We start from the raw sequence: 26,988 nt of genomic DNA, 5'->3' as shown, positions 1-26,988 counted from the left end.
GGCCCCTTCGGCGTACCCGCTACTTCTTGCGCAGGACCGCGAAGCCCTCCGAGCGGTGGACGATCTCGTACGACGCCTCCGGGTGGAGCTGGGTCGCCGTCGCGACCGGGTCGGTGAGCGGCTGGCCCCAGCCGCGCAGGTCGAGGGCGAGGTAGTCCGGCGTCGCCCCCTTCGAGGTGCCCACCCAGAAGACCCGGTGGCCGGCGGTGAGGTGGGCGAGCAGCGGCACGTCCGCCTCCACGCTGGCGCCCGCCGGGACCGCCGCGACCGCCGCGCGGGCCTGGTCGGCGCGGACGTCGGCGGCGTACGTCTCCGGCTTGAGCAGGTCGCGCAGCGGCAGGTTCGCGGCGAGGGTCAGCGAGACGGCGACCGAGGCGGCCACCGCCACCTTCCCGTACGCGGCCAGCCAGGGGCGCGGCGAGGTGCGCGCCGCCCGGATCCCGTCGACCAGGGCCAGGAAGGCCACCGGCATCAGGACGGCGCTGTAGTGCCAGTGCATGCCCCAGTGGTTGGGGTCCTGGGAGACGAAGCGCCAGCCCAGGGTGGGCAGGACGAGCAGCGCGAGCGGCGAGCGCAGGGCGAGGAAGCCGGTGATCGCGAAGAGGAAGAGGACCATCTCCCAGCGCTCGCCGGAGGAGAGCGCGTCCGAGACGAGCTGCGCGAAGGAGGTCTCGGCGCCGCTGCCGGTCTTCTCGATCTTGGACCAGTAGTCGTACTGGCCGAGCTTGCTGGCGGCCGGGATGAGGACGAGGACGGTGAGCGCGAAGGCGGTGGCGCCGAAGCCGGCGAGGGCCGCGCCGAGCGCCCGCTGCCCCTTCACCACGAGGACGACGCCGACCATGGCGACCGTCAGCCCCATGTCCTCCTTGACCAGCACCAGCGGCACCGACCAGGCCACGGCGGCGGTCCAGCGGCCGAGGATCAGGGCCCGGCAGGTGAGGGCGAGCAGCGGGACGGCGAAGGCGATCTCGTGGAAGTCCGACTTCACGGCCTCCTGGAGGCCCCAGGAGAGCCCGTACGCCGCCGTGAGGGCGAGGCCCGCCGCGCGGCTGCCCAGGACCTCCTGGGCGGTGCGGCCGACGACGACGGCGGAGGCGGCGAAGAGGGCGGCCTGCGCGAACAGCAGCGAGACCGGTGAGGACCATATCCAGTAGAGCGGGGCGAGGAGCGCCGTCACCGGGCTGAAGTGGTCGCCGAGGATCGGGAAGCCGGGGCCCTTGATGTCGGAGACCGGGAGGCGGAACTCGGCGTAGGAGCGGACGGACTGCCCGAAGATGCCGAGGTCCCAGGAGGGGGTGCGGAAGTGGTCGTACTGCACCCAGGAGTAGAGGAAGTACAGGCCGGTGAGGACGGCGGCGGCCGCGAGGTACGGCAGGAGGGGGGCGGGCGCGGGGCCCGGCCGGCCCTCGGGCCGCTCCTCGGCGGAGTCCGCAGCGGGCTTCTTCAGTAGGTCCAACACCACGTCTCCACTCATGCCGGCCGCCCCGGGACCGGACCATTAGACCAGAGACGGCCCGAACGGCTGAGCGGCTCACGGGGGCGCGGGCGCGGGGCCTCCACCTGGTGGAAGGCCCGCGCCCGCGGATCCGTCAGTGGAAGAAGTGACGGGCGCCGGTGAGGTACATCGTCACGCCGGCCTTGGCCGCCGCCTCGACGACGAGCTCGTCGCGCACCGAGCCGCCGGGCTGGACGACCGCCTTCACGCCGGCCGCGGTGAGGATCTCCAGGCCGTCGGGGAAGGGGAAGAAGGCGTCGGAGGCGGCGTAGGAGCCGCGGGCGCGCTCCTCGCCGGCCCGCTCGACGGCGAGCTTGGCGGAGTCGACGCGGTTGACCTGGCCCATGCCGACGCCGACGGAGGCGCCGTCCTTGGCGAGGAGGATCGCGTTCGACTTGACCGCGCGGCACGCCTTCCAGGCGAAGGCCAGCTCGGCCAGCTCCTCGGCGGAGAGGGCCTCGCCGGTGGCGAGGGTCCAGTGGGCCGGGTCGTCGCCCTCGGCCTGGAGGCGGTCGGTGACCTGGAGGAGGGCGCCGCCGTCGATCGGCTTGACCTCGACCGGGTTGGCCGGGGCGCCGTCCGCCTTCAGGACGCGGATGTTCTTCTTCTTGGCCAGGACCTCGACGGCCCCGTCCTCGTAGCCGGGGGCGACGATGACCTCGGTGAAGATCTCGGCGACCTGCTCGGCCATGGCGACGGAGACCGGACGGTTGACGGCGATGACGCCGCCGAAGGCGGAGAGCGGGTCGCAGGCGTGGGCCTTGCGGTGGGCCTCGGCGACGTCGGCGCCGATCGCGATGCCGCACGGGTTGGCGTGCTTGATGATCGCGACGCAGGGCTCGGCGTGGTCGTAGGCGGCGCGGCGGGCGGCGTCGGTGTCCGTGTAGTTGTTGTAGGACATCTCCTTGCCGTGCAGCTGCTCGGCCTCGGCGAGGCCGCCGGTACCGGCGATGTAGAGCGCGGCGCCCTGGTGCGGGTTCTCGCCGTAGCGCAGGACGTTCTCGCGCGTGTAGGTGGCGCCCAGGAAGTCCGGGAAGCCGCTGTCGTCGGCGGCGGCGTAGTCGGCGGCGAACCAGGAGGCCACGGCCACGTCGTAGGCGGCGGTGTGCTGGAACGCCTCGGCGGCGAGCCGCTTGCGGGCGGTCAGGTCGAAGCCGCCGGCCTTGACCGCGGCGAGGACGTCGGCGTACCGGTCGGGGCTGGTGACGATGGCGACCGACGGGTGGTTCTTGGCGGCGGCGCGGACCATCGACGGGCCGCCGATGTCGATCTGCTCGACGCACTCGTCGTCCGAGGCGCCGGAGGCGACGGTCTCGCGGAACGGGTAGAGGTTCACGACGACCAGGTCGAAGGGCTCGACGCCCAGCTCGGCGAGCTGCGCGCGGTGCGACTCCAGGCGCAGGTCGGCGAGGATGCCGGCGTGCACGCGCGGGTGCAGCGTCTTGACGCGGCCGTCCAGGCACTCGGGGAAGCCGGTCAGCTCCTCGACCTTGGTGACGGGAACGCCCGCGGCGGCGATCCTCCCGGCGGTGGAACCGGTGGAGACGAGCTCGACACCGGCCTCGTGCAGGCCGCGGGCCAGCTCCTCCAGGCCGGTCTTGTCGTAGACGCTGACCAGCGCGCGGCGGATGGGCTTAGCGGTGTCCGTGTTCACCGATCTGAACCTTTCGTCCCTCAATGCGGTAGCCGTGCCGGGCGAGGCGCCCCACGACGTCGACGAGCAGCGAGCGCTCGACTTCCTTGATCCGCTCGTGCAGAGCGGCTTCATCGTCCGACTCCCGGACCTCGACCGCCCCCTGGGCGATGATCGGGCCGGTGTCGACGCCGTCGTCGACGAAGTGGACGGTGCATCCGGTGACCTTCACGCCGTGGGCGAGCGCGTCACGCACCCCGTGGGCACCGGGAAAACTGGGGAGGAGCGCCGGGTGGGTGTTGACGACCCGGCCGCCGAAGCGGGCGAGGAACTCCTTGCCGAGGATCTTCATGAACCCGGCCGAGACGACGAGGTCGGGGGCGTGCGCGGCGGTGGCCGCGGCCAGCGCGCGGTCCCACTCCTCGCGGGTCGCGTGGTCCTTCACCCGGCACACGAAGGTGGGGATCCCGGCGCGGTCGGCCCGCTCCAGACCGGCGATCCCCTCGCGGTCCGCGCCGACGGCGACGATCTCCGCGCCGTACCCGTCGGGGTCGGCGGCGATGCCGTCGAGGAGGGCCTGGAGGTTGGTACCCGACCCGGAGACCAGGACGACAAGGCGGGCGGCAGCCACAGGGGCACTCTTTCCGTGGTGTTTGTGCGGTCGTACGAACGAATCGTGCCCCTCGATACGGGGAACCCTACGAATGGCTCGACCGCGAGCAACGATACCGGCACACGGGACGGCCCCCACGGGACGGGGGCGGAGCAGGGGGGTAGCGTCAGGGTCCGACGCCGGTGACGCCTCCCGGTGCGACGACGGTCACGACGACAGAGGGAAGACGTCCAGCAGATGCCGGATCGCCAGTCCACGAACGACAACAACCCGTTCGCGCCGCCGCCCGAGGGCCAGCCCGACCAGCCGTGGCAGCCGCGCCAGCCGCAGCGGCCGGACGGTCCGCGGGGGCGGGACGACCACGCCGCCGACGGCTCCGGGGACGGCTCCGGCGATCCCTCGTCGCCCGTCACCGGCTCCGCGGACGGGCGCTGGAGCCCGCGCCAGCCGGGCCGTTCGTCGGACGGCTTCGGCGGCGGCCCCGAGCGCCGGAGCGGCGGCCAGGGCGGCGGCCCCGCCGGACCCGGGCCCGAGCGGCCGGGGCTGCGCTGGGACCCGACCGACCCGGCCCAGCGGCGGGCCCGGTACGCCGTCCTCGGCGGCATGTGGGCCTTCTTCTTCGCGATCTTCGACCTGCCGCAGCTTGCCCTGCTGCTCGGCGCGCTCTCCGTCTACTGGGCGGTCAGCGCGCTGCGGTCGAAGCCGAAGGAGACGGGGACGCCGGGGGCCCCGGAGGCGGCCGCCGGAATGTCGCGGGAATCACAGCCCCCGTCCCAGCCCTCGGGACGGCCGGCCGCCCCCAGTCCGGCCCGCTCGATGCGGACCGCGGCCATCGGCGGCCTGGTCTCCGCCACCGTCGCCCTGCTGATCGTGGGCTTCGGCTTCACCATGCAGCTCGTCTACCGGGACTTCTACGAGTGCCGGGACGACGCCCTCACGCACGCGGGCGAGCTGGCCTGCAACGACCTGCTGCCCAAGCCGCTGCGGACGGGCTTCGGGGTGCGCGAGTAGCAAAGCCTCAGCCGGTCAGCCGGGCTTCGGGGCGCCGCCGGGGGCGCCCGGGCCGCTCTCCCAGGAGGCCGGGAGGTAGTCGTACGGCTCGTAGCCCTCGTCGTCCAGGCCCAGCGCCACGTCCAGGGGGTCCGGCCCCCGGGGCGAGGCGGGGCGTACGGGGACGGGGGCCCGGACCTCCTCGGGGACGGGCCCGCCCTGCGCGGCCCTCCGCCGGAAGGGGAGCCGGAGGAAGGGCGACCGGAGGAAGGGCCTCCGGAAGAGGGCGGGGAGCCGGGCGGACCGGGCGCCGGACGGGGCCGTTTCCTCCGCGTGCCCGGCGGCCTCCGGGCCCTTCGGGTGCTCCGGCTCCTTCGGCCTCTTCGGCTCCTTCGGGCGGGGTACGCGGCGGCCCCAGGCCCGTACCGCCAGGGCCGTCGGCAGGCCGAGGAGCAGGGCCCAGACGGCCGCCGCCCCGCCCGCCTGCCACCACACCGGGCCGAAGGCGCGCAGCCGGCCCGAGCCCAGCGGGCCCGCCGCGGCGCCCGCCAGGACCGCGACCCCGACGGCGTACGCCCCCGCCGCGCCGAGTGCCGCGAGCGCCGTCCCGCGCGCCGGTCCGGTGCCGGTCTCCCGGCCCACCGCGCGCCCCAGCAGCACCGCGGCCAGCAGCGGCACCGCCAGCGCGGCCCACTGCGGCCAGCCGCCCCGCCCCTCCGGCGGCACCGCCGCGAGCAGCGGGAACGGCGGCAGGGCCGGGTCCCCGGCGAGGCCCAGCGGGGTCGCCAGGACGCCCGTGCCGAGCGCGAAACCGGGCCCGAGGCCGTACGCCGCCGCCCACACCGCCGCGTTCGGCAGCAGCGCGAGGAGCAGCAGCCCCAGCGCCACCCGACCGGACCACTCCCCCGCGATCCCGTCGAAGGCGGCCCGCGCGGCGCCCGCCCGCCACACCAGCGCCGTCCCCGCCAGCACCGCCCCACCGGCCGACAGCGCCACCAGGCCGCTCGCGGCGCCGCGCAGCGCGGCGGCGGCCTCCTCCCGGCCCGGCAGGGGCCGGCCCAGCGCCGCCCACACCCCGGCCCCGGCCGCGCCGAGCACCGCACCCGGCAGCCACAGGCCCGCCGTGACCAGGTCGGCGGGGAACGGGCCGCTCTCGCTGTAGACCACGATCACGGCCGCGACCAGCAGGTAGCCGCCGGAGACGGCGCCGAGCGCGCCCGCCGGGGAGGGCCGGGGGCGGGTCTCGTCGGCGGGCGCGAGGGTGCCGCGCACGGCCCGGAAGACCAGCCACAGCGGCGGCCAGGCCAGCAGCAGCGGGGCGAGCCCGAGCGGGGCGGGGACCCCGCCGAGGGCGTCGGTGCGGACCAGGTCCACCCCGTGGGCCAGCAGCCACAGCCCGGCGGCCAGATGGAGGGCCCCGCCCGCGTCGCCGTCGGGGAAGGGGGAGCTGATCCAGGCGACGACCACCAGGACCGCGAGCGCTCCGGCGCCGAGTCCGGCGGCGAGCCCGCCCCGGACGCAGGCGGTCACGAAGGCCGCGGAGGTGCCGCGCCGGACGAGGGAGTGCTCGGTCAGGTGGGTCACGGGGCCATGCTGCCAACGACACGCGCTTTCGCGGCGTAACAGGCAAACATCCGCTGTGTCGCTCAATATACGTTTATGTACTTTTCCGGCCAGAGTTGCTCCGCGGGAGGTCGACGCCGATGAGCCAGCCGAGCCGGGGGGGCACCGCGCCCCCCTCCACCGCGACCGCGCTGCCGACGCCCAAGGAACGGCGGCGGCTGCGCGAGGCGCTCGCCCTGAGCGAGGAGCAGGTCGCCGAGGCCGTGGGCGTCACGAAGGCCACGGTCAAGGCGTGGGAGACCGGCCGCTCGGCCCCCCGGGGCCGCAAGCGGGAGGCGTACGTCCGGCTGCTGGACGGCGCCCCGGCCGGGCCCGCCGCTCCCCAGGAGCGCAAGCCGTCCGCGCCGCCCGCCGCGAACGTGCGGCCCAAGGCGGCCGGGCGGGGCACCGCCGCCGGGGCCCCGGGCTCCCCGGCCCGCTCCGGGGAACGCCTGAAACGCGCGGAGGAGTCCTCCGGGGCCCCTCCCGGGACCACCGTGCCCGACACCGCCGCACCCGAGGCCGCCGTGTCCGAGACCGCCGGTCCCGGGCCGGCCGGGCTCACCCCCGAGGAGGCGTTCGACGCGCTCTACGGGCACGCCGCCCCCGGGCTCGTCCACCAGACCCACCTGCTCACCGGCCGCCGCGCGCTCTCCGCCGAGGCCGTCGAGCACGCCTTCCGGACCGCCTGGCAGCACTGGCCCGAGGTGGCCGTGGACGCCGACCCGGTCGGCTGGGTGCGGGCGGCGGCGTACGAGTACGCCCTCTCCCCCTGGCACCGGCTGCGCCGCGCCCACCGGCACCCCGACGCCCCGCCCTCCGAGACCGGCCCCCGGACCCTGCTCGGCACGCTCCTCGACCTGCCGGCGCCGTACCGCCGCACCGTCCTGCTCTACGACGGGCTCGGGCTCGACCTGCCCGAGACCGCCGCCGAGACCGAGGCGAGCACCCCCGCCGCCGCCAACCGGCTGATGTACGCGCACGACGAGATCGGCCGCCGGATGCCCGAGCTCGCCGACCCCGACGCGCTCCGGGAACGGCTGGGCGCGCTCGTCGCGGAGACCCCGGCGGCGGCCCTCCCGGCGGCCCGCACCGTCCGCACCGGCAGCGACCGGCGGCTCCGGCGCACCACCCGGGTGGTCGTCGGCGTCACCGCCGTCCTGGCCTGCGTCACCGCCCTGACCGCGCTGACCGCGCCGACCCGCTACATCCCGGACGTCGCCCCCGGCCAGATCGTGAACGGCGTCCCGGTGCGCGGCGGCCCGCAGAAGCTCGGCACGCAGGACACGAAGCTGCGCGACCGCCTCCGCACCGAACCGAACCCCGGCCCCGAACGGCTGCTGCCCTTCACCGGCTAGGGCCTAGGCCCTGTCCGGCACACGCGAGTGGGCCCCGCCTCCCGGTCTTCCGGGAGGGCGGGGCCCACTCGCCTACGGTCCTGCTGTGCCGTGTCAGCCCGCGAGGATCGCGCGCGCCAGCTTGGCGGTCTCGGTGGGGGTCTTGCCGACCTTCACACCGGCGGCCTCCAGGGCCTCCTTCTTCGCCTGGGCGGTGCCGGAGGAGCCGGAGACGATGGCGCCGGCGTGGCCCATGGTCTTGCCCTCGGGCGCGGTGAAGCCCGCGACGTAGCCGACGACCGGCTTGGTGACGTTGGCCTTGATGTAGTCGGCCGCGCGCTCCTCGGCGTCGCCGCCGATCTCGCCGATCATGACGATCAGGTCGGTGTCGGGGTCCGCCTCGAAGGCCGCGAGGGCGTCGATGTGCGTGGTGCCGATGACCGGGTCGCCACCGATGCCGACGGCGGAGGAGAAGCCGATGTCGCGGAGCTCGTACATCATCTGGTACGTCAGCGTGCCGGACTTCGAGACCAGGCCGATGCGGCCCGGCTTCGTGATGTCGCCCGGGATGATGCCGGCGTTGGACTGGCCCGGGGTGATGAGGCCGGGGCAGTTCGGGCCGATGAGGCGGGTCTTGTTGCCCTGCGCCACGGCGTACGCGTAGAACGCGGCCGAGTCGTGGACGGCGATGCCCTCGGTGATGACGACGGCGAGCGGGATCTCGGCGTCGATCGCCTCGACCACGGCGGCCTTCGCGAAGGCCGGCGGCACGAAGAGGACCGAGACGTTGGCGCCGGTCTCCTTCATGGCCTCGGCGACGGTGCCGAAGACGGGGACCTCGGTGCCGTCGAAGTCGACGACGGTGCCGGCCTTGCGCGGGTTCACGCCGCCGACGATGTTGGTGCCGTCACCCAGCATGAGCTTGGTGTGCTTCATGCCCGTGGCACCGGTCATGCCCTGGACGATGACCTTGCTGTCCTTGTTGAGGAAGATAGCCATGGCTGTTCTTTCCCTCTTCCCTTACTTCGCGGCCGCGAGCTCGGCGGCCTTGTCGGCCGCGCCGTCCATGGTGTCCACGCGCTGCACGAGCGGGTGGTTGGCGTCCGACAGGATCTTGCGACCCAGCTCCGCGTTGTTGCCGTCGAGGCGCACGACCAGCGGCTTGGTGACCTCTTCGCCCTTCGAGGCGAGGAGCTCCAGGGCCTGCACGATGCCGTTGGCGACCTCGTCGCAGGCGGTGATGCCGCCGAAGACGTTGACGAAGACGGACTTGACGTCCGCGTCGCCGAGGATGATCTCCAGGCCGTTCGCCATGACCTCGGCGGAGGCGCCGCCGCCGATGTCGAGGAAGTTGGCCGGCTTCACGCCGCCGTGGTTCTCACCGGCGTACGCGACGACGTCCAGGGTCGACATGACCAGGCCGGCGCCGTTGCCGATGATGCCGACCTCGCCGTCGAGCTTGACGTAGTTGAGGCCCTTGGCCTTGGCGGCGGCCTCCAGCGGGTTGGCCGCGGCCTTGTCCTCCAGGGCCTCGTGCTCCGGCTGGCGGAAGTCGGCGTTCTCGTCGAGCGAGACCTTGCCGTCGAGGGCCAGGATGCGGCCGTCCTTGGTCTTCACCAGCGGGTTGACCTCGACGAGGAGGGCGTCCTCGGCGACGAAGGTGTCCCACAGGGTGACCAGGACCTCGGCGACGCCCTCGGCGACCTCGGCCGGGAACTTCGCCTGGGCGACGATCTCGCGGGCCTTCTCGATGGTGACGCCGTCGTTGGCGTTGACCGGGACCTTCGCGAGGGCCTCGGGGGTCTTCTCCGCGACCTCCTCGATGTCCATGCCGCCCTGCACCGAGGCCATGGCCAGGAAGGTGCGGTTGGTGCGGTCGAGGAGGTACGAGACGTAGTACTCCGCCTCGATCTCCGGGGACAGCTCGGCGATCATCACCTTGTGGACCGTGTGGCCCTTGATGTCCATGCCCAGGATGTCCGTCGCGCGGGCGACGGCCTCGTCCGGGGTGGCGGCGAGCTTGACGCCGCCGGCCTTGCCGCGGCCGCCGACCTTCACCTGGGCCTTGACGACCGACTTGCCGCCAAGACGCTCGGTGGCCTCGCGCGCCGCCTCAGGCGTGTCGATGACTTCACCGGCCAGCACCGGTACACCGTGCTTGGCGAAGAGGTCCCTCGCCTGGTACTCGAACAGGTCCACGCGCGTCCCTTTTCTAGATGATCGCGGTTCGTTGTCTGCGTGGGCGTGCCGCGGAGGGCAACGTGACGGCGCTGTCACCAGGAGGGCGTACACGGTGTCCGTGGACGCGGCATGTCCGTCTCGCAGGTTATCCCCGCAGGCCGTGGGACCCTAAATCGCGGGTGACCGGAGAGCGGTGATACGGGTCACAGAACGTAGGGGACGCGGGGCTTTCCGTGGACTCCAAAGCCCCCTCCCCCGCTCCTTCCCGGGCAGGCGGGGTAAGGGGTGCGCGCTCCTCGCGCCACACCGCGACGCGGGGTGAGGGCCATGCCGCCACCCGTGTGATATGGGCCTCAGTCGGGCCGGAAGCGCCCGTCCGGGTGGCGGCCCCGCGACGGATTCCGCGGCCGCGCGCGACCGGCCGGGGACCGGGTCACGGCGTCTCGGGGACCGGCAGGGGGCGCTTCTCCAGGGCGGCGGCCATCACCTCCGGGAAGAGGTCGGGGGTGCAGGCGAAGACGGGCACGCCGAGCGCCGCCAGCTCCGCCGCCCGCTCCCGGTCGTGCGCCGGGGCGCCCTCGTCGGAGAGCGCCGACAGGACCACGCACTCCACCCCGGCCGCCCGCATCGCCGCGATCCGCCGCACCGGCTCGCTCCGGACGCCGCCGTCGTACAGGTCGCTGATCAGGACGAGGACCGTGTCGGCGGGGCGGGTGATCCGCGCCTGGCAGTGGGCGAGCGCCCGGCCGATGTCGGTGCCGCCGCCGAGCCGGGTGCCGAGGAGGACGTCCACCGGGTCGGCCAGCTCTCCGGTCAGGTCCACGACCGAGGTGTCGAAGACGACGAGCCGGGTCTCGACCGTCCGCAGCGAGGCGAGGACGGCGCCGAAGACCGCCGCGTAGACGACGGACGCGGCCATCGAGCCGGACTGGTCGACGCAGAGCACCACCTCCTTGCGGACCGCCCGCGCGGAGCGGGCACGGCCGACCAGCCGCTCGGGGACGACCGTGCGGTGCTCGGGCAGGTAGGTGCCGAGGTTGGCCCGCAGGGTGCGGTCCCAGTCGATGTCCCGGTGCCGGGGGCGGGCGGTCCTGGCCGTGCGGTCGAGGGCGCCGCCGAGGACCGTCCTGGTGCGGTCCGCGAGCTTCGCCTCCAGCTCCGCGACGACCTTGCGGACCACGGCCCGCGCGGTCCGCCGGGTGGTCTCCGGCAGCGCCTCGGCCAGCGACAGGAGGGTGCCGACGAGGTGCACGTCGGGCTCGGCGGCGGCCAGCAGCTCCGGCTCCAGGAGCAGCGGGGCGAGCCCGAGCCGGTCGACGGCGTCGCGCTGCATGACCTGCACGACGGAGGTGGGGAAGCAGGCGCGGATGTCGCCGAGCCAGCGGGCGACCGAGGGCGCGGACCCGCCGAGCCCCCCGGCCCGCGCCGTGCCCCGGCCCGTACCGCCGGTCCGGCCGCCGTCCCGCTCGCCGCCCCGGTCGTCGTAGAGCGCGGCGAGGGCGGCGTCCATGGCCGCGTCGGCGCCGGACAGCTCCGGGTCGCCGGTGCCGAGGACCAGGCGCCAGCGGCGCAGCCGCTCGTCGGTCGTGGGGCTCATGCGGGGACCTCCGGTCCGAGGACGAGGCGGAGCAGGGGCAGGACGGCGTCGGCGCGCGCCGCGTCGGGCTCGGCGGCGAAGCCGGGCGCGGCGGCGGCCGGGACGGCGGCCCCCGGCCCCCGCGCGGCGAGCTCCCCGAGGGCCCGCCGCACCCCGGGGTCGTATCCGCCGAAGGTGCGCCGCAGCAGCGGCAGCACGGCCGGGAACACCTCGTCGGGTACGGCTCCGAGCCAGGCGTCCAGCAGGGCGAACAGCCGCTCGTCGTGGACGAGCGGCAGCCCGCCGCCGGCCCCGCCCGCGAAGCCGTCGATCCAGGCGGCGGCCTCGGCGGGCGGCACGGCGGGCGAGAGCGCGAGCCCCATGGTCCGGCCCGTCTCCCGGGTCCCGGCCAGGCCCCCGTCGAAGAGCGTCCGCGCCGCCCGGCCCCGGACCACCCCGGCCACCCGCTCCCCGCCGGCGAGCCGCCGCAGCGTCCCCGCCCAGCGGTCGGAGAGGAGCCCGGGACCGGGAACGGCGTCCGCCTCCGACGGCGGGTCCGGTGCCGGGCCGGGTCCTGGGCCGGGTCCCGGGTCGGACCCTGAGCCGGGTTTCGGGTCCGGTTCCGTTCCGGGGTCCGGTTTCGGGTCCGGGAGGAGGGCGATCGCCGTGTGGACCGCGTCCAGGCGGTCGCGCATCGCCTCGGCGGCGGCCGGGGCGAGACCGGCGCAGGCGGCCGGCAGGCCGACGCAGATCCGCTCCGCGACGCCGAGGGCGACCCCGGCGAGCGCCGCCGTGTCGGTGCCGCGCACGTCCCCGTACCGCAGGGCGCGGGCCAGGGCCGGGAGCGCGTCGGCCAGGCGGGCCGCGTCGGTGTCGAGCGCGGCCCGGTCGGCGAGGGCCCCGAGGACGGCGGGGAGCGCGTCGCCGAGCCCGGCGAGCAGGCACCGCTCGGCGAGGTCCGTGACCTCCCGGAGGGTGTCGGCGGTACGGGCCAGAAAGGCGGCGCGGGCGGTGGCGGCGGACTCGACGGTGGTGCCCCAGACGCCCGCCTCCGCGACCCTGACGTGCAGTTCGGGCTGCCAGGAGAGCCGCCAGCCCTCCCGGAAGGTGCCGGTGCCGGACCGGCCGGGGGCGGGCTCGCCCCAGTCGACGCCGAGGAGCCGCAGCCGGTGCAGGAGCCGGCTGCGGGCCGCGTCGGTCCCGCCGCGCAGGTCGAGGTCGAGGTCGCGGCCGTCCGCCTCGGGCTTGAGGCGCAGGCTCTTCTGGAGGCGGGTCAGGTCGCGCTGGAGCGGGACGGCGGGCGCGCCGGCCGGCACCTCCCCGAGGTCGTCCCCGATGACGAGCCGGTCCCGGACCAGGCCGAGGGACACGTCGGAGCCCCCGCAGAGGACGGCCCGGACGGCGTCGGTGGTCTCGTCGAGGCCGGGCCGGGGGCGGCCGCGCAGGGCGGCGAGGCCCTCGGCGAGGCGGACGGCCTCGATGACGTGGGCGGTGGAGACGGGGTGGTCGGCCTCCCTGAGGAGCCCGGCGGCCCGGGTCATCCAGCGCTCGACGGGCCGGTCGGGGGCGGCGAAGAGGTGCCCGTACCAGCCGGGGGCGGTGATCCCGGCGCCGTAACCGGAGCGGCGGGCGAGCCTGCGGTGCGTCCAGGGCACCCAGGTCAGCTCGGTCCGCACCTTGGGCAGGCCCTTGAGGAGGGCCCGGTCGGCGGCGACGGTGGTGCGCAGGGCGAGCGCGGGCACGTGCCAGGCGCCGCAGACGACGACGATCCGGTCGCCGAACTCCTTGCGGGCGGCCCGCAGCCGGAGCCGCATGTGCGCCTCGCGGACGAGGTCGCGCGGCCGGACGGCGGACCCGTGCCGCTCGCGCAGGACGGTCATCGCCTCCGCCAGGGCCTCGAAGGGGGCGAGCGGGTCGGCGCCCCCGCCCTCGCGGAGTTCGACCGCGTCCTCCCACCACCGCTCGGGGTCCTCGTGCCCGGCGGCGCGGGCGAGTTCGGCGAGCGGGTCGGGGGCGGGGGCGGCGTCGTCGGCGTCCTCGTCGCCGTCGCCCCAGGTGGGGTCGGCGGCGAGGGTGTGGGCGGCGGGCAGGTCCGCGAACCGGACCGGGACGCCCACGTCGAGCGCCCAGCGCAGGGCGGTCCACTCCGGCGAGAAGGCGGCGAAGGGCCAGAACGCGGCCCGGCCGGGGTCGTCGGCGGCGTGGGCGAGGAGGGCGACCGGGGGCCGCATGTCCGGGTCGGCGGCGAGGCCGGCCAGCGCGTCGGCCTCGGCGGGGCCCTCGACGAGGACGGCGGCGGGCCGGGCCGCGGCCAGGGCGGCGCGCACGGCGCGCGCGGAGCCGGGCCCGTGGTGGCGGACCCCGAGCAGCAGGGGTGCGCGGGCGGGCGGCGCGGTCACGGGCCCACCTCGCGGCAGGCCCGGTAGAAGTCCTGCCAGCCGTCGCGCCCGCGGACCACGGTCTCCAGGTACTCCTGCCAGACGACCCGGTCGTGGGCGGGGTCGCGGACGACGGCGCCGAGGATCCCGGCGGCCGTGTCCGAGGGGCGGAGCACGCCGTCGCCGAAGTGGGCGGCGAGCGCCAGGCCGCCGGTGACGACGGAGATCGCCTCGGCGGTGGAGAGCGTCCCCGAGGGGGACTTGAGGCGGGTGCGGCCGTCGGCGGTGACGCCGTCGCGGAGTTCGCGGAAGACGGTGACGACCCGTCGGATCTCGGCCACCCCGTCGGGCACGGCGGGGAGTTCGAGGGAGCGGCCGAGCTGGTCCACCCGGCGGGCGACGATGGCGACCTCGTCCTCGGCGGTGGCCGGCAGCGGCAGCACGACGGTGTTGAAGCGGCGCCGGAGCGCGCTGGACAGCTCGTTGACGCCCCGGTCGCGGTCGTTGGCGGTGGCGATCAGGTTGAAGCCGGGGACCGCCTGGACCTCCTCGGCCAGTTCGGGGACGGGCAGGGTCTTCTCGGACAGGATCGTGATGAGCGCGTCCTGCACGTCGGCGGGCATCCGGGTCAGCTCCTCGACCCGGGCGGTCGCGCCCCGCTCCATGGCGCGCAGCACGGGGCTGGGCACGAGGGCGGCACGGCCGGGGCCCTCGGCGAGCAGCCGCGCGTAGTTCCACCCGTACCGGACGGCCTCCTCCCCGGTGCCCGCGGTGCCCTGGACGAGCAGCGTGGAGTCGCCGCTGACGGCCGCCGCCAGGTGCTCGGAGAGCCAGGTCTTGGCGGTGCCGGGGACGCCGAGCAGGAGCAGGGCCCGGTCGGTGGCGAGCGTGGTGACGGCGACCTCGACGATGCGCCGGGGACCGACGTACTTGGGCGTGATCACGGTCCCGTCGGGGAGCGTGCCGCCGAGGAGGTAGGTGGCGACGGCCCGGGGCGAGAGGCGCCAGCGGGCGGGCCGGGGGCGGTCGTCGGCGGCGGCGAGCGCCGCGAGCTCGTGGGCGAAGGCGTCCTCGGCGTGGGGCCGCAGGACTTCCGCGGCGGGGCGGAGCCCGCCCGGGCCGGTGTCCGTCACAACACCGGCGCCGGGCTCCGCGATGGTCTCGGAAACGGTCATGGATCCCCCTCCAGATCGTTCGACCTGCTGTCCGATCCACCGTGCACCACCCCACTGACAACCGGCCCTCGCCGGGGCCGGGGAACCGGCCGGGGGCCGGGGTCAGTTGAAGACCGGGGAGACGGCGACGCAGCCGCCCGCCATGGCCTGCTCGCCCTTGGCCTCCTTGATGACCTTGCCCTGGTAGACGACCTTGCAGGTGAGGTCCTCGGGCGCGAGCGAGACCGGCATGACGGCCGGCGGCATGATGCCGTGCAACTGGACGGTCTTCGTCCAGGGCGTGCCGGGCTTCTTCTCGCTCTGGACCTGCGGCTGCATCGCGGTGCCGTCACCGGCGTGGTAGTCGACCGACTCCAGGCTGCTCCCGGTGACTTCGTAGGTCACCTCGTAGCTCTTCGCAACTGCCTTGTCGACGCTGTCGGCGGCCTTGTCGGCGGCTTCGGAACAGGCGCCGAGCCCGAACGCGAGGCCGGTGACGGCGAAGGCCGAGACGGCGGTGCGGACGGTGCGGTTCATGGTGGTACTCCCCCTGCACGGTGGTGCGGACGTGGGGCCGCGCGCTGGTTCGCGCGAGCCGTGACAGCACCGTAAAGGGTGAGCAAAACCACTCTGCCGCCGGGGCCCTCCAAGGGCGTTGAAGCCGCAGGTCAGAACCATTGTCAGTGGCGGACTCTAACGTCAGGTCCATGAATGCCATGGGGGTGCGCCGGACGTCCGGCCAGGTACCGGCACCGGCTCCTGACGAGGCGTCGCGCGAAGCGGCGCGGGGGTTCGCGGCGGCCGCCGCGTGGGAGGGGACGGGGGCCGCCGAGGGGCTGCTCTGGGGGCGGTGCGAGGGCCCGGAGGAGGGCGGCGGAGGGGGCGCGTACCGGACCGTCGTGGACCCGGCGGGGCCCGCGCACGCGTGCACCTGCGGGACCGTTCCGTCACTCTGTGTGCACGCGCTGGGGCTCCTGCTGCTGCGGGCGGCCGACCCGGCGGCCGTGCCGGACGCGGCCGGGCCGCCCGCCTGGGCCGTCCGCGCGCGTGCCGCGCTCCCCGCCGCGCGACCGGCGGCGGCCCGGACCGGACCGGCCGACCCGGCGGCCGCCCGCCGCCGGGCGGAGCGCCGGGCGGCCCGGATCACGGCGGGCGCCGAGGAGTTGGAGCGGCGCCTGGCCGACCTGGTGCGCGGCGGCCTCGCGGCGGCCGGGCACCCCGGGTCCGGCCCGTGGGAGGAGACGGCGGCCCGGATGGTCGACGCGCAGGCGCCGGGCCTCGCCGCCCGGGTGCGGGAGCTGGGCGCGCTGCCGGGCTCGGGCCCGGACTGGCCGGCGCGGCTCCTGGAGGAGTGCGCGCTCACCCATCTGCTGGACCGGGCGTGGCTGGCCGTCGACCGGCTGCCCGCCCCGCTGGCGACGACGGTGCGGACCCGGGTCGGGCTGCCCTCGCCGCCGGGCGGCACGGTGCTGCGCGACCGGTGGCAGGTCCTCGCCCGGTACGACACCGGGGACGCCCGCCTGACGACCCGTCGGACCTGGCTGTTCGGCACCGGCCTGGGCCGTACGGCCCTGGTGCTCTCCTTCGGGGCGGCGGGCCGCGCGCCCGCGCTCGCGCTGCCGGTGGGCGCGGTCGTCGAGGGCGACCTGACCCCGCACGAGGGCTCCGGGCGGCTCCGGGCCGACCCCGGTGAGGAGCTGCGGCCGGCCGGGGTCCCGGCCGCGCCGCCGCCGGGCGGGACGGTCGGCGCGGCGCTCGACGCGTACGGGCGGGCGCTGCGGGACGACCCGTGGCTGGACGCCTGGCCGGTGACCCTCGCGCGCGTGGTCCCGGCGCGGGCCGCGTACGGCTGGCAGCTCGCCGACGCCGACGGCCGCGAGGCGCTGCCGCTGACCGGCGCCGACCGGTCCCGGCCCGGCCTGTGGCGGCTGCTCGCCCTGTCCGGCGGCGCCCCCGTCACGGTCTTCGGCGAACTCGGCCACCGCGGTCTCACCCCCCTCGCCGCCTGGTCCCCGGAGGAACCGGCCGAAACGGTCCCCCTCCTGTGACGGGACGCACCGCCGGGCCCGTCCCCCTCGCGCCGCCCGGCCCCGCCCGCGTCCGCACGTGCTCCGGCGGGCCCGCCGCCGGGCGGCCCGCGCACGCGCGCACCCGGAGACCACCGCCCGACCCGGTACGCGTACGCCTGTGCTCCGTCCGGCCGACCCCGTACACGTACTCCTGTGCTCCGTCCGCCCGGCCCCGCAGGCGCACGCGTACGTGTACGCCTGTGCTCCGTCCGCCCGTCCCGCACCGCTCGGCGTCCACGACGAGGACCGAGCACGCGACCGCGCCCCGGGAGGCCCGATGACGACCGCCGATCCACGTTCCACCCGCCCGTCCACCACCCCGTTCACCAGTTCGCCCGCCGCGGCCGATCCCGGCTGGGAGGAGCTGACGGCCGCCGCGCTGCTCGGCACCGACCGGCGGCCCGTGGCCGGCGGGCGCGGGGAGCGGGCGGCGGGCGCGCTCCTCGACGCCGCCGCCCGGCACGCGCTGCGGCGGCGGGCGGGGCTGCGGCCCGGCCCCGCCGCCGCGCCGCCGCCGCCCGCGCCCGCCGACCCGCGCCCCCCGCTGCCCCCGGCGGCCCGGCGGCGGCTGGACCGGCTCCTGGCCGGGCGGGCCGCCCCCGCACCGGCGGGCGGGCGCCGGGGCACCGCGCCCGACCTGGCCGAACTGCTGCCGCAGTGGCTGGCCCTCGCGGGCGAGCGCGGCTACCGGGCGCCGCCGGCCGCGCTGCCCGCGCTGCTCGACGCGGCGCGGGCCCGTACCGATCTGCGGCCGGGGGCGCTGGCGCTCGCCGGGCCGCGCGGCCGGTGGCTGGCCGGGTTCAACCCCGACTGGCGGTTCGCCCTGCGGGGCGGCGCGGCCGGGCTGCCCGACCCCGGGGACGCGGCGGCGGTGCGGGAGCTGTGGGAGGAGGGGCTGTTCGCCGAGCGGGTCGCGCTGCTCGCGGCCGTGCGGAAGCGGGACGCGGCGGCCGGGCGGGCGCTGCTGGCGGGGACCTGGGCCGGGGAGCGGGCCGAGGACCGGCTGATGTTCCTGGACTCGCTGCGGGCCGGGCTGTCCCCGGCGGACGAGGCGTTCCTGGAGGCGGCGCTCGCCGACCGCAGCCGCAACGTCCGGGCGACCGCCGCCGAGCTGCTCTCCGCGCTGCCCGGCTCCGCGCTCGCGGCCCGGATGGCGGGGCGGGCGGTGACCTGCGTGGGCCCGGACCGGACGGCGGCCGTGCCGACCGTGGTCGTGGAGGCGCCGCACGAGTGCGACGCGGCGATGGAGCGGGACGGGGTGGTCGCGGTGCCGCCGCCGGGGCGCGGCGAGCGCTCCTGGTGGCTGGGGCAGCTGGTGGAGGCGGCGCCGCTGTCCTGCTGGCCGCCCCGGTTCGGCGGGCGGACGCCGGAGGAGATCGTGGCCCTGCCGGTCGCCGACGACTGGCGGCCCGAGCTGCACGCGGCCTGGTGCCGGGCGGCGGTGCGGCAGCGGGACCCGGCCTGGTCGCGGGCGCTCCTGGGCGCCCCGGCGGTCCCTCCGGCGACCGGTCCCGGCACGTCGTCGCTGGCGGAGCGGGCACAGCTGCTGTCGACGCTGGGGCCGCTGGAGCGGGCCCACTGGGTGGCGGCGTCCGTGGCGGCGCACGGCCTGTCGGAGGCGTTCCAGCTGCTCGGGGTGTGCCCGGTGCCGTGGGCGGAGCCGCTGGGGGAGGCGGTGATCGACGCGCTGGACACCGCGCGGGACGCGGGCGGCTATCCGTGGAGCTTCAGCGGGGTGATGGGGCTCGCGGAGCGCTGCCTCTCTCCTGCGGCGGCGGACCGCCTCGCCGCGCTCGCGGCGACGGTCCCGGACGCGGAGGACGCCCCGCCGGGCGCGGGCGCCTACTGGGCGGAGGCGTTCCAGCGCCTGACGGCCACGCTGCGGCTGCGCGCGGAGATGCGGGCCGAACTGGACGGCGCCGTCCCGGCGTGACGGCCGTACGGCTCACGGCGTCCGTGCCCGTGCCCGTGCCCGTGCCCGGAAGCCTCCGCGGAGGTGGCCGGGGTCAGGCCGCCGTCGTGCGGACGTGCGTGTTCACCCAGTCGACGATCGACGCGGTCGTGGTGCCCGGGGTGAAGATCTCCGCGACGCCCTTCTCCTTGAGCGGCGGGATGTCGGCCTCCGGGATGATGCCGCCGCCGAAGACCTTGATGTCCTCCGCGTCGCGCTCCTTGAGCAGGTCGATGACCTGGGCGAAGAGCGTGTTGTGCGCGCCCGAGAGGATCGACAGGCCGATCGCGTCGGCGTCCTCCTGGATCGCGGTGGCGACGATCTGCTCGGGCGTCTGGTGGAGCCCGGTGTAGACGACCTCCATGCCGGCGTCGCGCAGGGCGCGCGCGATGACCTTGGCGCCCCGGTCGTGGCCGTCGAGCCCCGGCTTGGCGACCACGACGCGGATCGGACCGGTCACACCCATCACTGCCTCCCCATGCGCCCCCCGTGCTCCGGCGCGGGGGCGGTGGACGAACGTCGGGTCCAGCATCCCGCACGGGGCCGTTTCGCGACGGCGCGGAAGGGGGAAATCACCCGTGGGACACGTTCGCTCCGCGTTCCGCCCCGTTCGGGCCCTCCTCCTGGGCCCACCAGCCGCCCCGGGGCGGACCGCGCGAGCAGCCGCGACACCGGTCGCCGGGGTCCGTGCCGTCGTCCGTGCGGCGCGGCCCCGGCGCACCGGCGTCCGCCTGGCCCCGGGCCCCGGCCGGAAGGTCCCGCGCGGGCCGTACGGGAGGTCGGCGATGGAGTTCGCCAAGGTCACCGTCCTGATGAAGGCCACCGTCCTGGAGATCGCGATCCTCACCGGCCATCTCCTCCTCTACCCGTCGGGCATCGCCGCCGAGCGCTCCGCTCCGGCCCGCCCCGACGGCTCCGACGCGCCCTCTGGCGCCGCCGCCGGGGCCCCGCGCGCCCTGCCCCCGGAGCGGGGCCCGCGCCCGGTCGTCCTGCTGCACGGCTTCGCCGACAACCGCTCGGTCTTCGTCCTGCTGCGCCGCGCCCTGCTGCGGCACGGCCGGGCGCACGTCGTCTCGCTCAACTACTCGCCGCTCACCTGCGACCTGCGGACCGCCGCCGAGCTGCTGGGGCGGCAGGTCGAGGCGGTCCGGGCGCGCACCGGCCACCGCGAGGTGGACCTGGTGGGCCACAGCCTGGGCGGGCTGATCGCCCGCTACTACGTGCAGCGGCTGGGCGGTGACGTCCGGGTGCGGACCCTGGTCACCCTCGGCACCCCGCACGCGGGCACCTCGGTCGCGCCGCTCGCCGACGCGCATCCGCTGGTGCGGCAGATGCGGCCGGGGTCGGAGGTGCTGCGGGAGCTGGCGGGGCCCGCGCCGGGCTGCCGGACCCGGTTCGTGAGCTTCTGGAGCGACCTGGACCGGATCATGGTGCCGGTGGAGACGGCCCGGCTCGACCACCCCGACCTGCGGACATGCGATGTACGGGTGAGCGGGGTCGGCCATCTCGCGCTGCCGGTGCACCCGGCAGTGGCGGCGGAGATCCTGGCGGCGCTGGACGCGGACGGGGCGGAGGAGACCGGCGGGACGCGGGGCGGAGGGACCGCTTCCGTGGCGTGAGCGCGCCGCGCCGTCCGACACTCGCGACCTCTTCCATCGAACATTCTTCGAACACAAGGCCAAAGCTCTGTGCGCGACCTGCCGAAACGCGACCGATCGCCCCTTTCCCGCCCGGGTGAACCCCGCCGAAGATTGTCGGTCCCGCATACCGCCGGGTACAGTCGCGCCACTGCTTCCCCCCGGGACACCCCCTGTCGGGCCCACCCCGGACTGGTCCTGCTGCCGAGGCGAGAGAGACGTTGGTGAACGACCAGCACCCCCACGCCGGGTACGCCGGAGACGGCGCCCACCCCACCGGCGGCTTCGCGGCCGACCCCCTCTTCGGATCCTGGTCCGACGCCGGGCAGGCCGATCACAGCGGCCAGTGGGACCTCGGCCAGTACGCCGCCACCGGTACGTACGACACGACCGGCGCGTACGACACGGGTGCCTGGACCACCGCGACCGGCTACGACGCCGTCGCCGGCGGCTACGACGCCACCGGTCAGTGGGACACCACCGGCCAGTGGGCCGCCGCCGCGACCGCCACCGCCACCGCGTACGAGCCGGCGGCGTACGGGACGTACGACACGACCGGCCAGTGGGACGCCTCCGCCTGGACCGAGGCCCAGCACACCGGGCAGTACGAGACCCTCCACTCCGGCGGCTACGCCCCCCAGGACACCGGGGCCGGCTACGAGCCGTACGACGCCACCGGCCAGTGGGCCGCCCCCGCCTTCACCACCGAGACCGGCGTCTACGACGCCACCGCGTGGAACCAGGCCGCCGAGCAGGCCGAGCCGGTCGTCCCCCAGCAGTACGTCCCCTACGAGACGGAGCCGGCCCAGGAGCCGTACACCGCCCCCGGCACGGACGCGTACGAGGACGACACCCCCGCGTACGAGAACGCCTACGCCGACGCGGAGACGTACGAGGACACCGAGGCGTACGACGCGTCGTACGACGGCCCGGAGGCGTACGACGACGGCGCGGCGGGCCCCGACGCCGACGCCGACGGCGAGCCCGCCGAGGAGCGCCCCGCGCCCGAGGTCCGCACCGACGCCCGCGCCGCGCGCCGCGCCCCCGGCGGTGGCGGCCGCGCCCGGCGCCGCACCCCCGCCAAGCGCTCCGCCCTCCTGACCGTCGCCGTCCCGTCCGCCTGCGTCATGGGCGTCGCCGGCATCGCCGCCGCCTCCGTCGGCGGGCTCCCCGGCATCGGCGGCGACGACGCCCCGAAGCAGAAGGACACCGCGCTCACCGTCGCCGACCCCGCCAGCGTGAAGCAGGTCGCGGCCAACAACACCCTGGACACCCAGCTCACCGCCCTGGCCGGCGGCGCCCGCGACTTCGGCGACCGCGCCAGCCGCACCCAGGAGCGCATCGACCTCAAGGTCCGGCAGGCCGAGGAGAAGAAGAAGCGCGAGGCCGAGGCCGCCCGCCGCGAGGCCCTGCGCCCCAAGTACGCCCTGCCGGTGAAGCTGCACCAGCTCAGCGCCCGCTTCGGCCAGGCCGGCGTCAACTGGATGTCGGTGCACACCGGCATCGACTTCCCCGTGCAGTACGGCACCCCGGTCATGGCCGCGACGGACGGCACCGTCCGCACCCAGATCAACAGCGCCTACGGCAACATGGTCATCGTGACCGCCCCGGACGGCACCGAGACCTGGTACTGCCACCTCAGCAGCCCCAAGATCCGCATGGGCAAGGTCAAGGCCGGCGACGTCATCGCCTACTCCGGCGACTCCGGCAACTCCACCGGCCCGCACCTCCACTTCGAGGTCCGGCCCGGCGGCGGCTCCGCCATCGACCCGCTGGCCTGGCTCCGCAGCAAGGGCCTCGACCCCACCACCTGAGCCCGCGCGGCACCGGTCCCCCGCGTCCGGTCCGCCCCCGCACGGCGGTACGCCGAAGGGCCCGGTCCCCACCTGGACCGGGCCCTTCGGCGTACGTACCGCTACAGCTTCTCGACCGGCGCGTACCGCAGCAGCAGCCGCTTCGGCTTCTCGTCGCCGAAGTCGATCGTCGCCTGCGCGTCCGAACCCGAACCCGTCACCGCCACGACCGTGCCCAGGCCGAACTGGTCGTGCGTGACCCGGTCGCCGACCGTCAGCGCGACCACCGGCTTCTCCGCGCCCGCGCGGCGCGTCGCGAAGCCCGAGGGGCCCGAGCGGGCCCGCGACGAGGAGAGCGACGACGACAGCGCGGAGGCGGCGCCGGAGACCGGCCCCGCCGGACGCGCCACCGGCCCGGTCCGCTTCCACTCCAGGTACGCCGGCGGGATCTCCTCCAGGAAGCGCGAGGCCGGGTTGTACGAGGGCTGGCCCCAGGCGCTGCGCATCGACGACCGCGTCAGGTAGAGCCGCTCCCGCGCGCGCGTGATGCCCACGTACGCGAGGCGCCGCTCCTCCTCCAGCTCCTTGGTCTGGCCCAGCGCCCGCATGTGCGGGAAGACGCCGTCCTCCATGCCGGTGAGGAAGACCACCGGGAACTCCAGGCCCTTCGCGGTGTGCAGGGTCATCAGCGTGATGACGCCGGAACCCTCCTCGTCCTCGTCGGGGATCTGGTCCGAGTCCGCGACCAGCGCGACCCGCTCCAGGAACTCCGCGAGCGTGCCCGCGCCCGCCGCCGCCCCGGCCGCTTCCTCCGCGGCTCCGTCGGCCGCCTCCGCCGCCGCCCCGTCCTCGGCGGCGGCGCGGTCCTGCTCGAACTCCAGGGCCACGGCGGCCAGTTCCTGGAGGTTCTCGATCCGGGTCTCGTCCTGCGGGTCGGTGGACGCCTGGAGCTCCGCGAGGTAGCCGGTGCGCTCCAGCACCGCCTCCAGGACGACCGCCGGGCCCGCGCCGGACTCCACGATCGTGCGCAGCTCGTCCATCAGCGTGTTGAACCGCTTCACGGCGTTGGCCGAGCGGGCCGCCATGCCGTACGCCTCGTCCACCCGCTTCAGCGCCTGCGGGAAGGTGATCCGCTCGCGGAGCGCGAGCGCGTCGATCATCGCCTCGGCGCGCTCGCCGATGCCGCGCTTGGGCACGTTGAGGATGCGGCGCAGCGGCACGTTGTCCTCGGGGTTGGCGAGGACGCGCAGGTAGGCCAGGACGTCCCGGACCTCCTTGCGCTCGTAGAACCGCACCCCGCCGACGACCTTGTAGGGCAGGCCGACGCGGATGAAGATCTCCTCGAAGACGCGGGACTGGGCGTTGGTCCGGTAGAAGACGGCGACGTCCCCGGCCTTCGCGTCCCCGGCGTCCGTCAGCCGGTCGATCTCGTCGGCGACGAACTGCGCCTCGTCGTGCTCGGTGTCCGCGACGTAGCCGGTGATCTGCGCGCCCGCGCCCGCGTCGGTCCACAGGTTCTTGGGGCGGCGGGACTCGTTGCGCTCGATGACCGCGTTGGCGGCGGAGAGGATCGTCTGGGTGGAGCGGTAGTTCTGCTCCAGCAGGATCGTCGTCGCGTCCGGGTAGTCCTCCTCGAACTGGAGGATGTTGCGGATCGTCGCGCCGCGGAAGGCGTAGATCGACTGGTCGGCGTCGCCGACGACGCACAGCTCGGCCGGGCCCAGGTCCTCGTAGCCGGTGCCGACCAGCTCGCGCACCAGCGTGTACTGGGCGTGGTTGGTGTCCTGGTACTCGTCGACCAGGACGTGGCGGAAGCGGCGGCGGTAGTGCTCGGCGACGTCCGGGAACGCCTGGAGCAGGTGCACCGTCGTCATGATGATGTCGTCGAAGTCCAGGGCGTTGGCCTCGCGCAGCCGCGCCTGGTACATCCGATAAGCCTCGGCGAGCGTCTTCTCAAAACCGTCGGCGGCCTGGTCGGCGAAGGTCTCCTCGTCGATCAGCTCGTTCTTCAGGTTCGAGATCTTGGCGCTGAAGGACTTCGGCGGGAACTTCTTCGGGTCCAGGTCCAGGTCGCGGCAGACCAGCGCCATCAGGCGCTTGGAGTCGGCGGCGTCGTAGATCGAGAACGAGGAGGTGAAGCCGAGCCGCTTGGACTCGCGGCGCAGGATGCGGACGCAGGCGCTGTGGAAGGTCATCACCCACATCGCGTTCGCCCGGGGGCCGACGAGCTGCTCGACGCGCTCCTTCATCTCCCCGGCGGCCTTGTTGGTGAAGGTGATCGCCAGTATCTGGCCGGGGTGCACGTACCGCGTGCCCAGGAGGTGGGCGATGCGGTGGGTGAGGACCCGGGTCTTGCCGGAGCCCGCGCCGGCCACGATGAGCAGCGGGGAGCCGGTGTGCACGACGGCGGCACGCTGCTGCTCGTTCAGCCCGTCCAGCAGGGCGGCCGGGTCCACCACCGGGCGGGGGGCGCCGTCCCGGTAGTACGGGTCGCGGGGCGGGGGCGCGTCGAAGTGCGCCCCGAACAGGTCGTGCGGGACCTCCTCCGGGGCCGGTGCGCCGTGGGCGTCGTCCTCGGGCGGGGGCGGGTCCTCCTCCGGGGCGGAGGACTGGAGGCCGGCCAGGAAGCTGTCGTCAAAGAGGCTGCTCATCGCCTCACGAGTCTAGGACGCCCCGCCGACATCCGGCCCCGCCTTCGGCCGGTTCCGGTCCGGGCGGCCCGGGGAGGCGGCCCGCGCGGCGCCCGCCGGGGCACCGGTCAGACCGCCGGAGGGGTCACGTCCAGAGGGTCGCGATGAAGATGTTCGCCATGGTCAGGCCGCCGACGGCGCCGAAGAGGGCCTTGTCGGCGGTCTCCTCGTCGCGCTTGACGTAGACGATGCCGAGGATCACCACGAGGATCGCCAGCTTGATGCCGATCTTGATGTTGTTCACCGTGTGGCCCTCGGCCTGGTGCAGGCCGACGAGCGCGACGCCGGTGACCAGCATGGTCAGCGCGCCGTGCAGCATCGCCGGGGTGAACCGGGCCGTACCGGCCCCGATCGCCTTCATCTGGGTGAGGAAACCGCCCAGCAGCGAGGCGATGCCGATGACGTGGAGCGCGACGAAGACATTGATGAGGATGTCCATGGGGCGGAGCCTAACCGGGGCCCTAGCACCGCTCTCCGGCCGGGTCCACCCACTCCCCCGCATCGGTCGCCCGCCCTCGGAAACCTCCCTCTCCGCCCCTCCCGGACGAAAGCGAACGGTCCCGGGACGTCATCCGGCGCCAATAACGGTCAACCCGACGCCGGATCGTGACCTGCGGGGCTAGCGTCCTGCCCCGGGTGGTCGGCTCCCCACCCCGCCGGACGACCGGCGGTGCCGACCCCCCTGCCGGAAAACCCCGGCGGCGGACCGTCTCCCCTGTGCGGCCCGCCGCCGGCTCCGGCCGCACCGTCCCCCATCGGAAGAGGATGTGACCCGCCCTCGTGGCAGCTCACCGAAAACCCCGGCGGTCACCGCTCGGCCGCCCGGCGCTCCGCACCGCCGCGACCCTCGCCCTGGCCTCCGCCGCCACCGTCACCCTCTCCGAGGGCTCCGGCCACGCCGACCCGGCCCGCCCGGCCCGCACCCCCGCCCAGGTCGAGGCCGAGATCGACCGGCTCTACGAGGAGGCCGGGGCCGCCACCGAGCGGTACAACGGCGCCAAGGAGCGGGCCGACGCCGCCCGCGCCGCCTACGACCGGCTGCGCGACGAGGCCGCCCGCCGCACCGAGCGGCTCAACACCGCCCGCCAGGGCCTCGGGGCCCTCGCCGCCGCCCAGTACCGCTCCGGCGGCCTCGACCCGGCCGTGCGGCTCGTCCTCACCTCCGACCCCGACCAGTACCTGGAGCGGGCCGCGCTCGCCGAGAAGGCGGGCGACCGCCAGGCCGCCGTCCTCACCTCGGTACGCCGGGAGCTCGCCGCCCTCGCCCAGCTCCGCAGCGAGTCCGCGGGCCGGCTCACCGCCCTGCGCGGCCACGAGGCCGACCTGCGCCGCCAGAAGTCGACCGTCCTCGCCAAACTCGCCGAGGCGCGCACCCTCCTCGCCCGGCTGACCGCCGAGGAGCGGGCCCGGTACGAGGCGGCCCCGGCGGCCACCGCCACCCCCCGGCCCGGCGGGACCGGCACCCGGACCGGGGGCCCCGCCACCCGGGCCGACCGCTCCTCGGCCGCCCGGGGCCCGGTCGCCGGCCGCGCCGCCGCGGCGATCTCCTTCGCCCGCGCCCAGCTCGGCAAGCCCTACGTCTGGGGCGCCACCGGCCCCTCGGGCTACGACTGCTCGGGGCTCACCCAGGCCGCCTGGCGCGCCGCCGGGGTCTCGCTGCCCCGCACCACCTACACCCAGATCAACGCCGGCCGCCGGGTCTCCCGCTCCGAGCTCGCCCCGGGCGACCTGGTCTTCTTCTACTCCGGCATCAGCCACGTGGGCCTCTACATCGGCGGCGGCCAGATGATCCACGCCCCCCGCCCGGGAGCCCCGATCCGCGTCGCGCCCATCGACGAGATGCCCTTCGCGGGCGCCACCCGCGTCGCCTGACCCCCGGCCCCGCCCGC

At 75.9% G+C, this 26,988-nt stretch carries 20 protein-coding genes; 7 read left to right on the top strand and 13 right to left on the bottom strand.

Features of this window, described 5'->3' with window-relative positions; all coding sequences use genetic code 11:
- Positions 1-19 precede the first annotated feature (19 nt).
- From IE219_RS02875 to purN, 3 genes are all read right to left on the bottom strand, one after another.
- Positions 20-1,474, bottom strand: coding sequence for a DUF2079 domain-containing protein (locus IE219_RS02875; RefSeq protein ID WP_189974847.1), 1,455 nt, complete (start codon positions 1,472-1,474; stop codon positions 20-22).
- A 115-nt stretch (positions 1,475-1,589) separates the two neighbouring features.
- Positions 1,590-3,149, bottom strand: coding sequence for a bifunctional phosphoribosylaminoimidazolecarboxamide formyltransferase/IMP cyclohydrolase (purH, locus tag IE219_RS02870; RefSeq protein WP_189974846.1), 1,560 nt, complete (start codon positions 3,147-3,149; stop codon positions 1,590-1,592).
- Positions 3,130-3,759: a phosphoribosylglycinamide formyltransferase gene (gene purN, locus IE219_RS02865; RefSeq protein WP_189974845.1), complete on the bottom strand. Its 630-nt coding sequence runs from the start codon at positions 3,757-3,759 to the stop codon at positions 3,130-3,132. The genes purH and purN overlap by 20 nt, the downstream gene beginning before the upstream one ends.
- Before the next feature lie 219 nt (positions 3,760-3,978).
- Between purN and IE219_RS02860 the strand changes: the two genes are divergently transcribed.
- A complete protein-coding gene (locus IE219_RS02860) occupies positions 3,979-4,752 on the top strand; it encodes a hypothetical protein (RefSeq protein WP_189974844.1) in 774 nt (257 codons plus the stop codon).
- Positions 4,753-4,767: 15 nt separating this feature from the next.
- On the opposite strand, the gene IE219_RS02855 is transcribed toward IE219_RS02860, so the two are convergent.
- The gene (locus IE219_RS02855; protein ID WP_189974843.1) at positions 4,768-6,315 is read right to left on the bottom strand and encodes a cell division protein PerM; all 1,548 of its coding nucleotides are present in this window, start codon (positions 6,313-6,315) and stop codon (positions 4,768-4,770) included.
- Positions 6,316-6,434: 119 nt separating this feature from the next.
- On the opposite strand from IE219_RS02855, the gene IE219_RS02850 reads away from it, so the two are divergent.
- Positions 6,435-7,691 carry a helix-turn-helix domain-containing protein gene (locus tag IE219_RS02850; protein WP_189974842.1) on the top strand — a complete coding sequence of 419 codons (1,257 nt, stop codon included), beginning with the start codon at positions 6,435-6,437 and terminating at the stop codon, positions 7,689-7,691.
- Between the two features lie 93 nt (positions 7,692-7,784).
- On the opposite strand, the gene sucD is transcribed toward IE219_RS02850, so the two are convergent.
- The 6 genes from sucD to IE219_RS02820 all read right to left on the bottom strand — a co-directional run bounded on the left by sucD (position 7,785) and on the right by IE219_RS02820 (position 15,496).
- On the bottom strand, positions 7,785-8,669 hold the full coding sequence (sucD, locus tag IE219_RS02845; RefSeq protein WP_189974841.1) for a succinate--CoA ligase subunit alpha: 885 nt from the start codon (positions 8,667-8,669) through the stop codon (positions 7,785-7,787).
- Positions 8,670-8,690: 21 nt separating this feature from the next.
- Positions 8,691-9,869 carry an ADP-forming succinate--CoA ligase subunit beta gene (sucC, locus tag IE219_RS02840; RefSeq protein WP_189974840.1) on the bottom strand — a complete coding sequence of 393 codons (1,179 nt, stop codon included), beginning with the start codon at positions 9,867-9,869 and terminating at the stop codon, positions 8,691-8,693.
- Between the two features lie 415 nt (positions 9,870-10,284).
- Positions 10,285-11,448 carry a VWA domain-containing protein gene (locus IE219_RS02835; RefSeq protein WP_189974839.1) on the bottom strand — a complete coding sequence of 388 codons (1,164 nt, stop codon included), beginning with the start codon at positions 11,446-11,448 and terminating at the stop codon, positions 10,285-10,287.
- Positions 11,445-13,826, bottom strand: a complete 2,382-nt coding sequence (locus IE219_RS02830; protein ID WP_189974838.1) for a DUF5682 family protein — start codon at positions 13,824-13,826, stop codon at positions 11,445-11,447. Before IE219_RS02830 ends, IE219_RS02835 begins: the two co-directional genes overlap by 4 nt.
- A complete protein-coding gene (locus IE219_RS02825; protein WP_189974837.1) occupies positions 13,823-14,980 on the bottom strand; it encodes an ATP-binding protein in 1,158 nt (385 codons plus the stop codon). Before IE219_RS02825 ends, IE219_RS02830 begins: the two co-directional genes overlap by 4 nt.
- Before the next feature lie 102 nt (positions 14,981-15,082).
- Positions 15,083-15,496 carry a hypothetical protein gene (locus IE219_RS02820; RefSeq protein WP_189974836.1) on the bottom strand — a complete coding sequence of 138 codons (414 nt, stop codon included), beginning with the start codon at positions 15,494-15,496 and terminating at the stop codon, positions 15,083-15,085.
- Between the two features lie 170 nt (positions 15,497-15,666).
- On the opposite strand from IE219_RS02820, the gene IE219_RS02815 reads away from it, so the two are divergent.
- Both IE219_RS02815 and IE219_RS02810 read left to right on the top strand, forming a co-directional pair.
- The gene (locus tag IE219_RS02815) at positions 15,667-17,007 is read left to right on the top strand and encodes an SWIM zinc finger family protein (protein WP_229849544.1); all 1,341 of its coding nucleotides are present in this window, start codon (positions 15,667-15,669) and stop codon (positions 17,005-17,007) included.
- 298 nt (positions 17,008-17,305) lie between these two features.
- Positions 17,306-18,961 (top strand): DUF5691 domain-containing protein, encoded by a 1,656-nt coding sequence (locus IE219_RS02810; RefSeq protein WP_189974835.1) that lies wholly within the window; start codon positions 17,306-17,308, stop codon positions 18,959-18,961.
- 73 nt (positions 18,962-19,034) lie between these two features.
- Here the strand turns inward: IE219_RS02810 and icmB are convergent, their stop codons facing one another.
- On the bottom strand, positions 19,035-19,445 hold the full coding sequence (gene icmB / locus IE219_RS02805; protein WP_189974834.1) for a coenzyme B12-dependent isobutyryl CoA mutase small subunit: 411 nt from the start codon (positions 19,443-19,445) through the stop codon (positions 19,035-19,037).
- Positions 19,446-19,764: 319 nt separating this feature from the next.
- On the opposite strand from icmB, the gene IE219_RS02800 reads away from it, so the two are divergent.
- The gene (locus IE219_RS02800) at positions 19,765-20,598 is read left to right on the top strand and encodes an esterase/lipase family protein (protein ID WP_189974833.1); all 834 of its coding nucleotides are present in this window, start codon (positions 19,765-19,767) and stop codon (positions 20,596-20,598) included.
- 239 nt (positions 20,599-20,837) lie between these two features.
- Positions 20,838-22,430: a M23 family metallopeptidase gene (locus IE219_RS02795; RefSeq protein WP_444545640.1), complete on the top strand. Its 1,593-nt coding sequence runs from the start codon at positions 20,838-20,840 to the stop codon at positions 22,428-22,430.
- 101 nt (positions 22,431-22,531) lie between these two features.
- Here the strand turns inward: IE219_RS02795 and pcrA are convergent, their stop codons facing one another.
- Complete coding sequence (gene pcrA, locus IE219_RS02790; RefSeq protein WP_189974831.1) at positions 22,532-25,060, bottom strand: DNA helicase PcrA; 2,529 nt, start codon at positions 25,058-25,060, stop codon at positions 22,532-22,534.
- A 124-nt stretch (positions 25,061-25,184) separates the two neighbouring features.
- Positions 25,185-25,538 (bottom strand): hypothetical protein, encoded by a 354-nt coding sequence (locus IE219_RS02785; RefSeq protein ID WP_189974830.1) that lies wholly within the window; start codon positions 25,536-25,538, stop codon positions 25,185-25,187.
- A 341-nt stretch (positions 25,539-25,879) separates the two neighbouring features.
- Here IE219_RS02785 and IE219_RS02780 point away from each other — a divergent pair, with 341 nt between their 5' ends.
- Complete coding sequence (locus IE219_RS02780) at positions 25,880-26,971, top strand: C40 family peptidase (protein ID WP_189974829.1); 1,092 nt, start codon at positions 25,880-25,882, stop codon at positions 26,969-26,971.
- The last annotated feature ends 17 nt before the right edge of the window (positions 26,972-26,988 follow it).

It is taken from the genome of Streptomyces termitum, from assembly GCF_014650175.1.
GTDB lineage: Bacteria > Actinomycetota > Actinomycetes > Streptomycetales > Streptomycetaceae > Streptomyces > Streptomyces termitum.
This window is presented reverse-complemented; position numbering and strand designations above follow the sequence as displayed.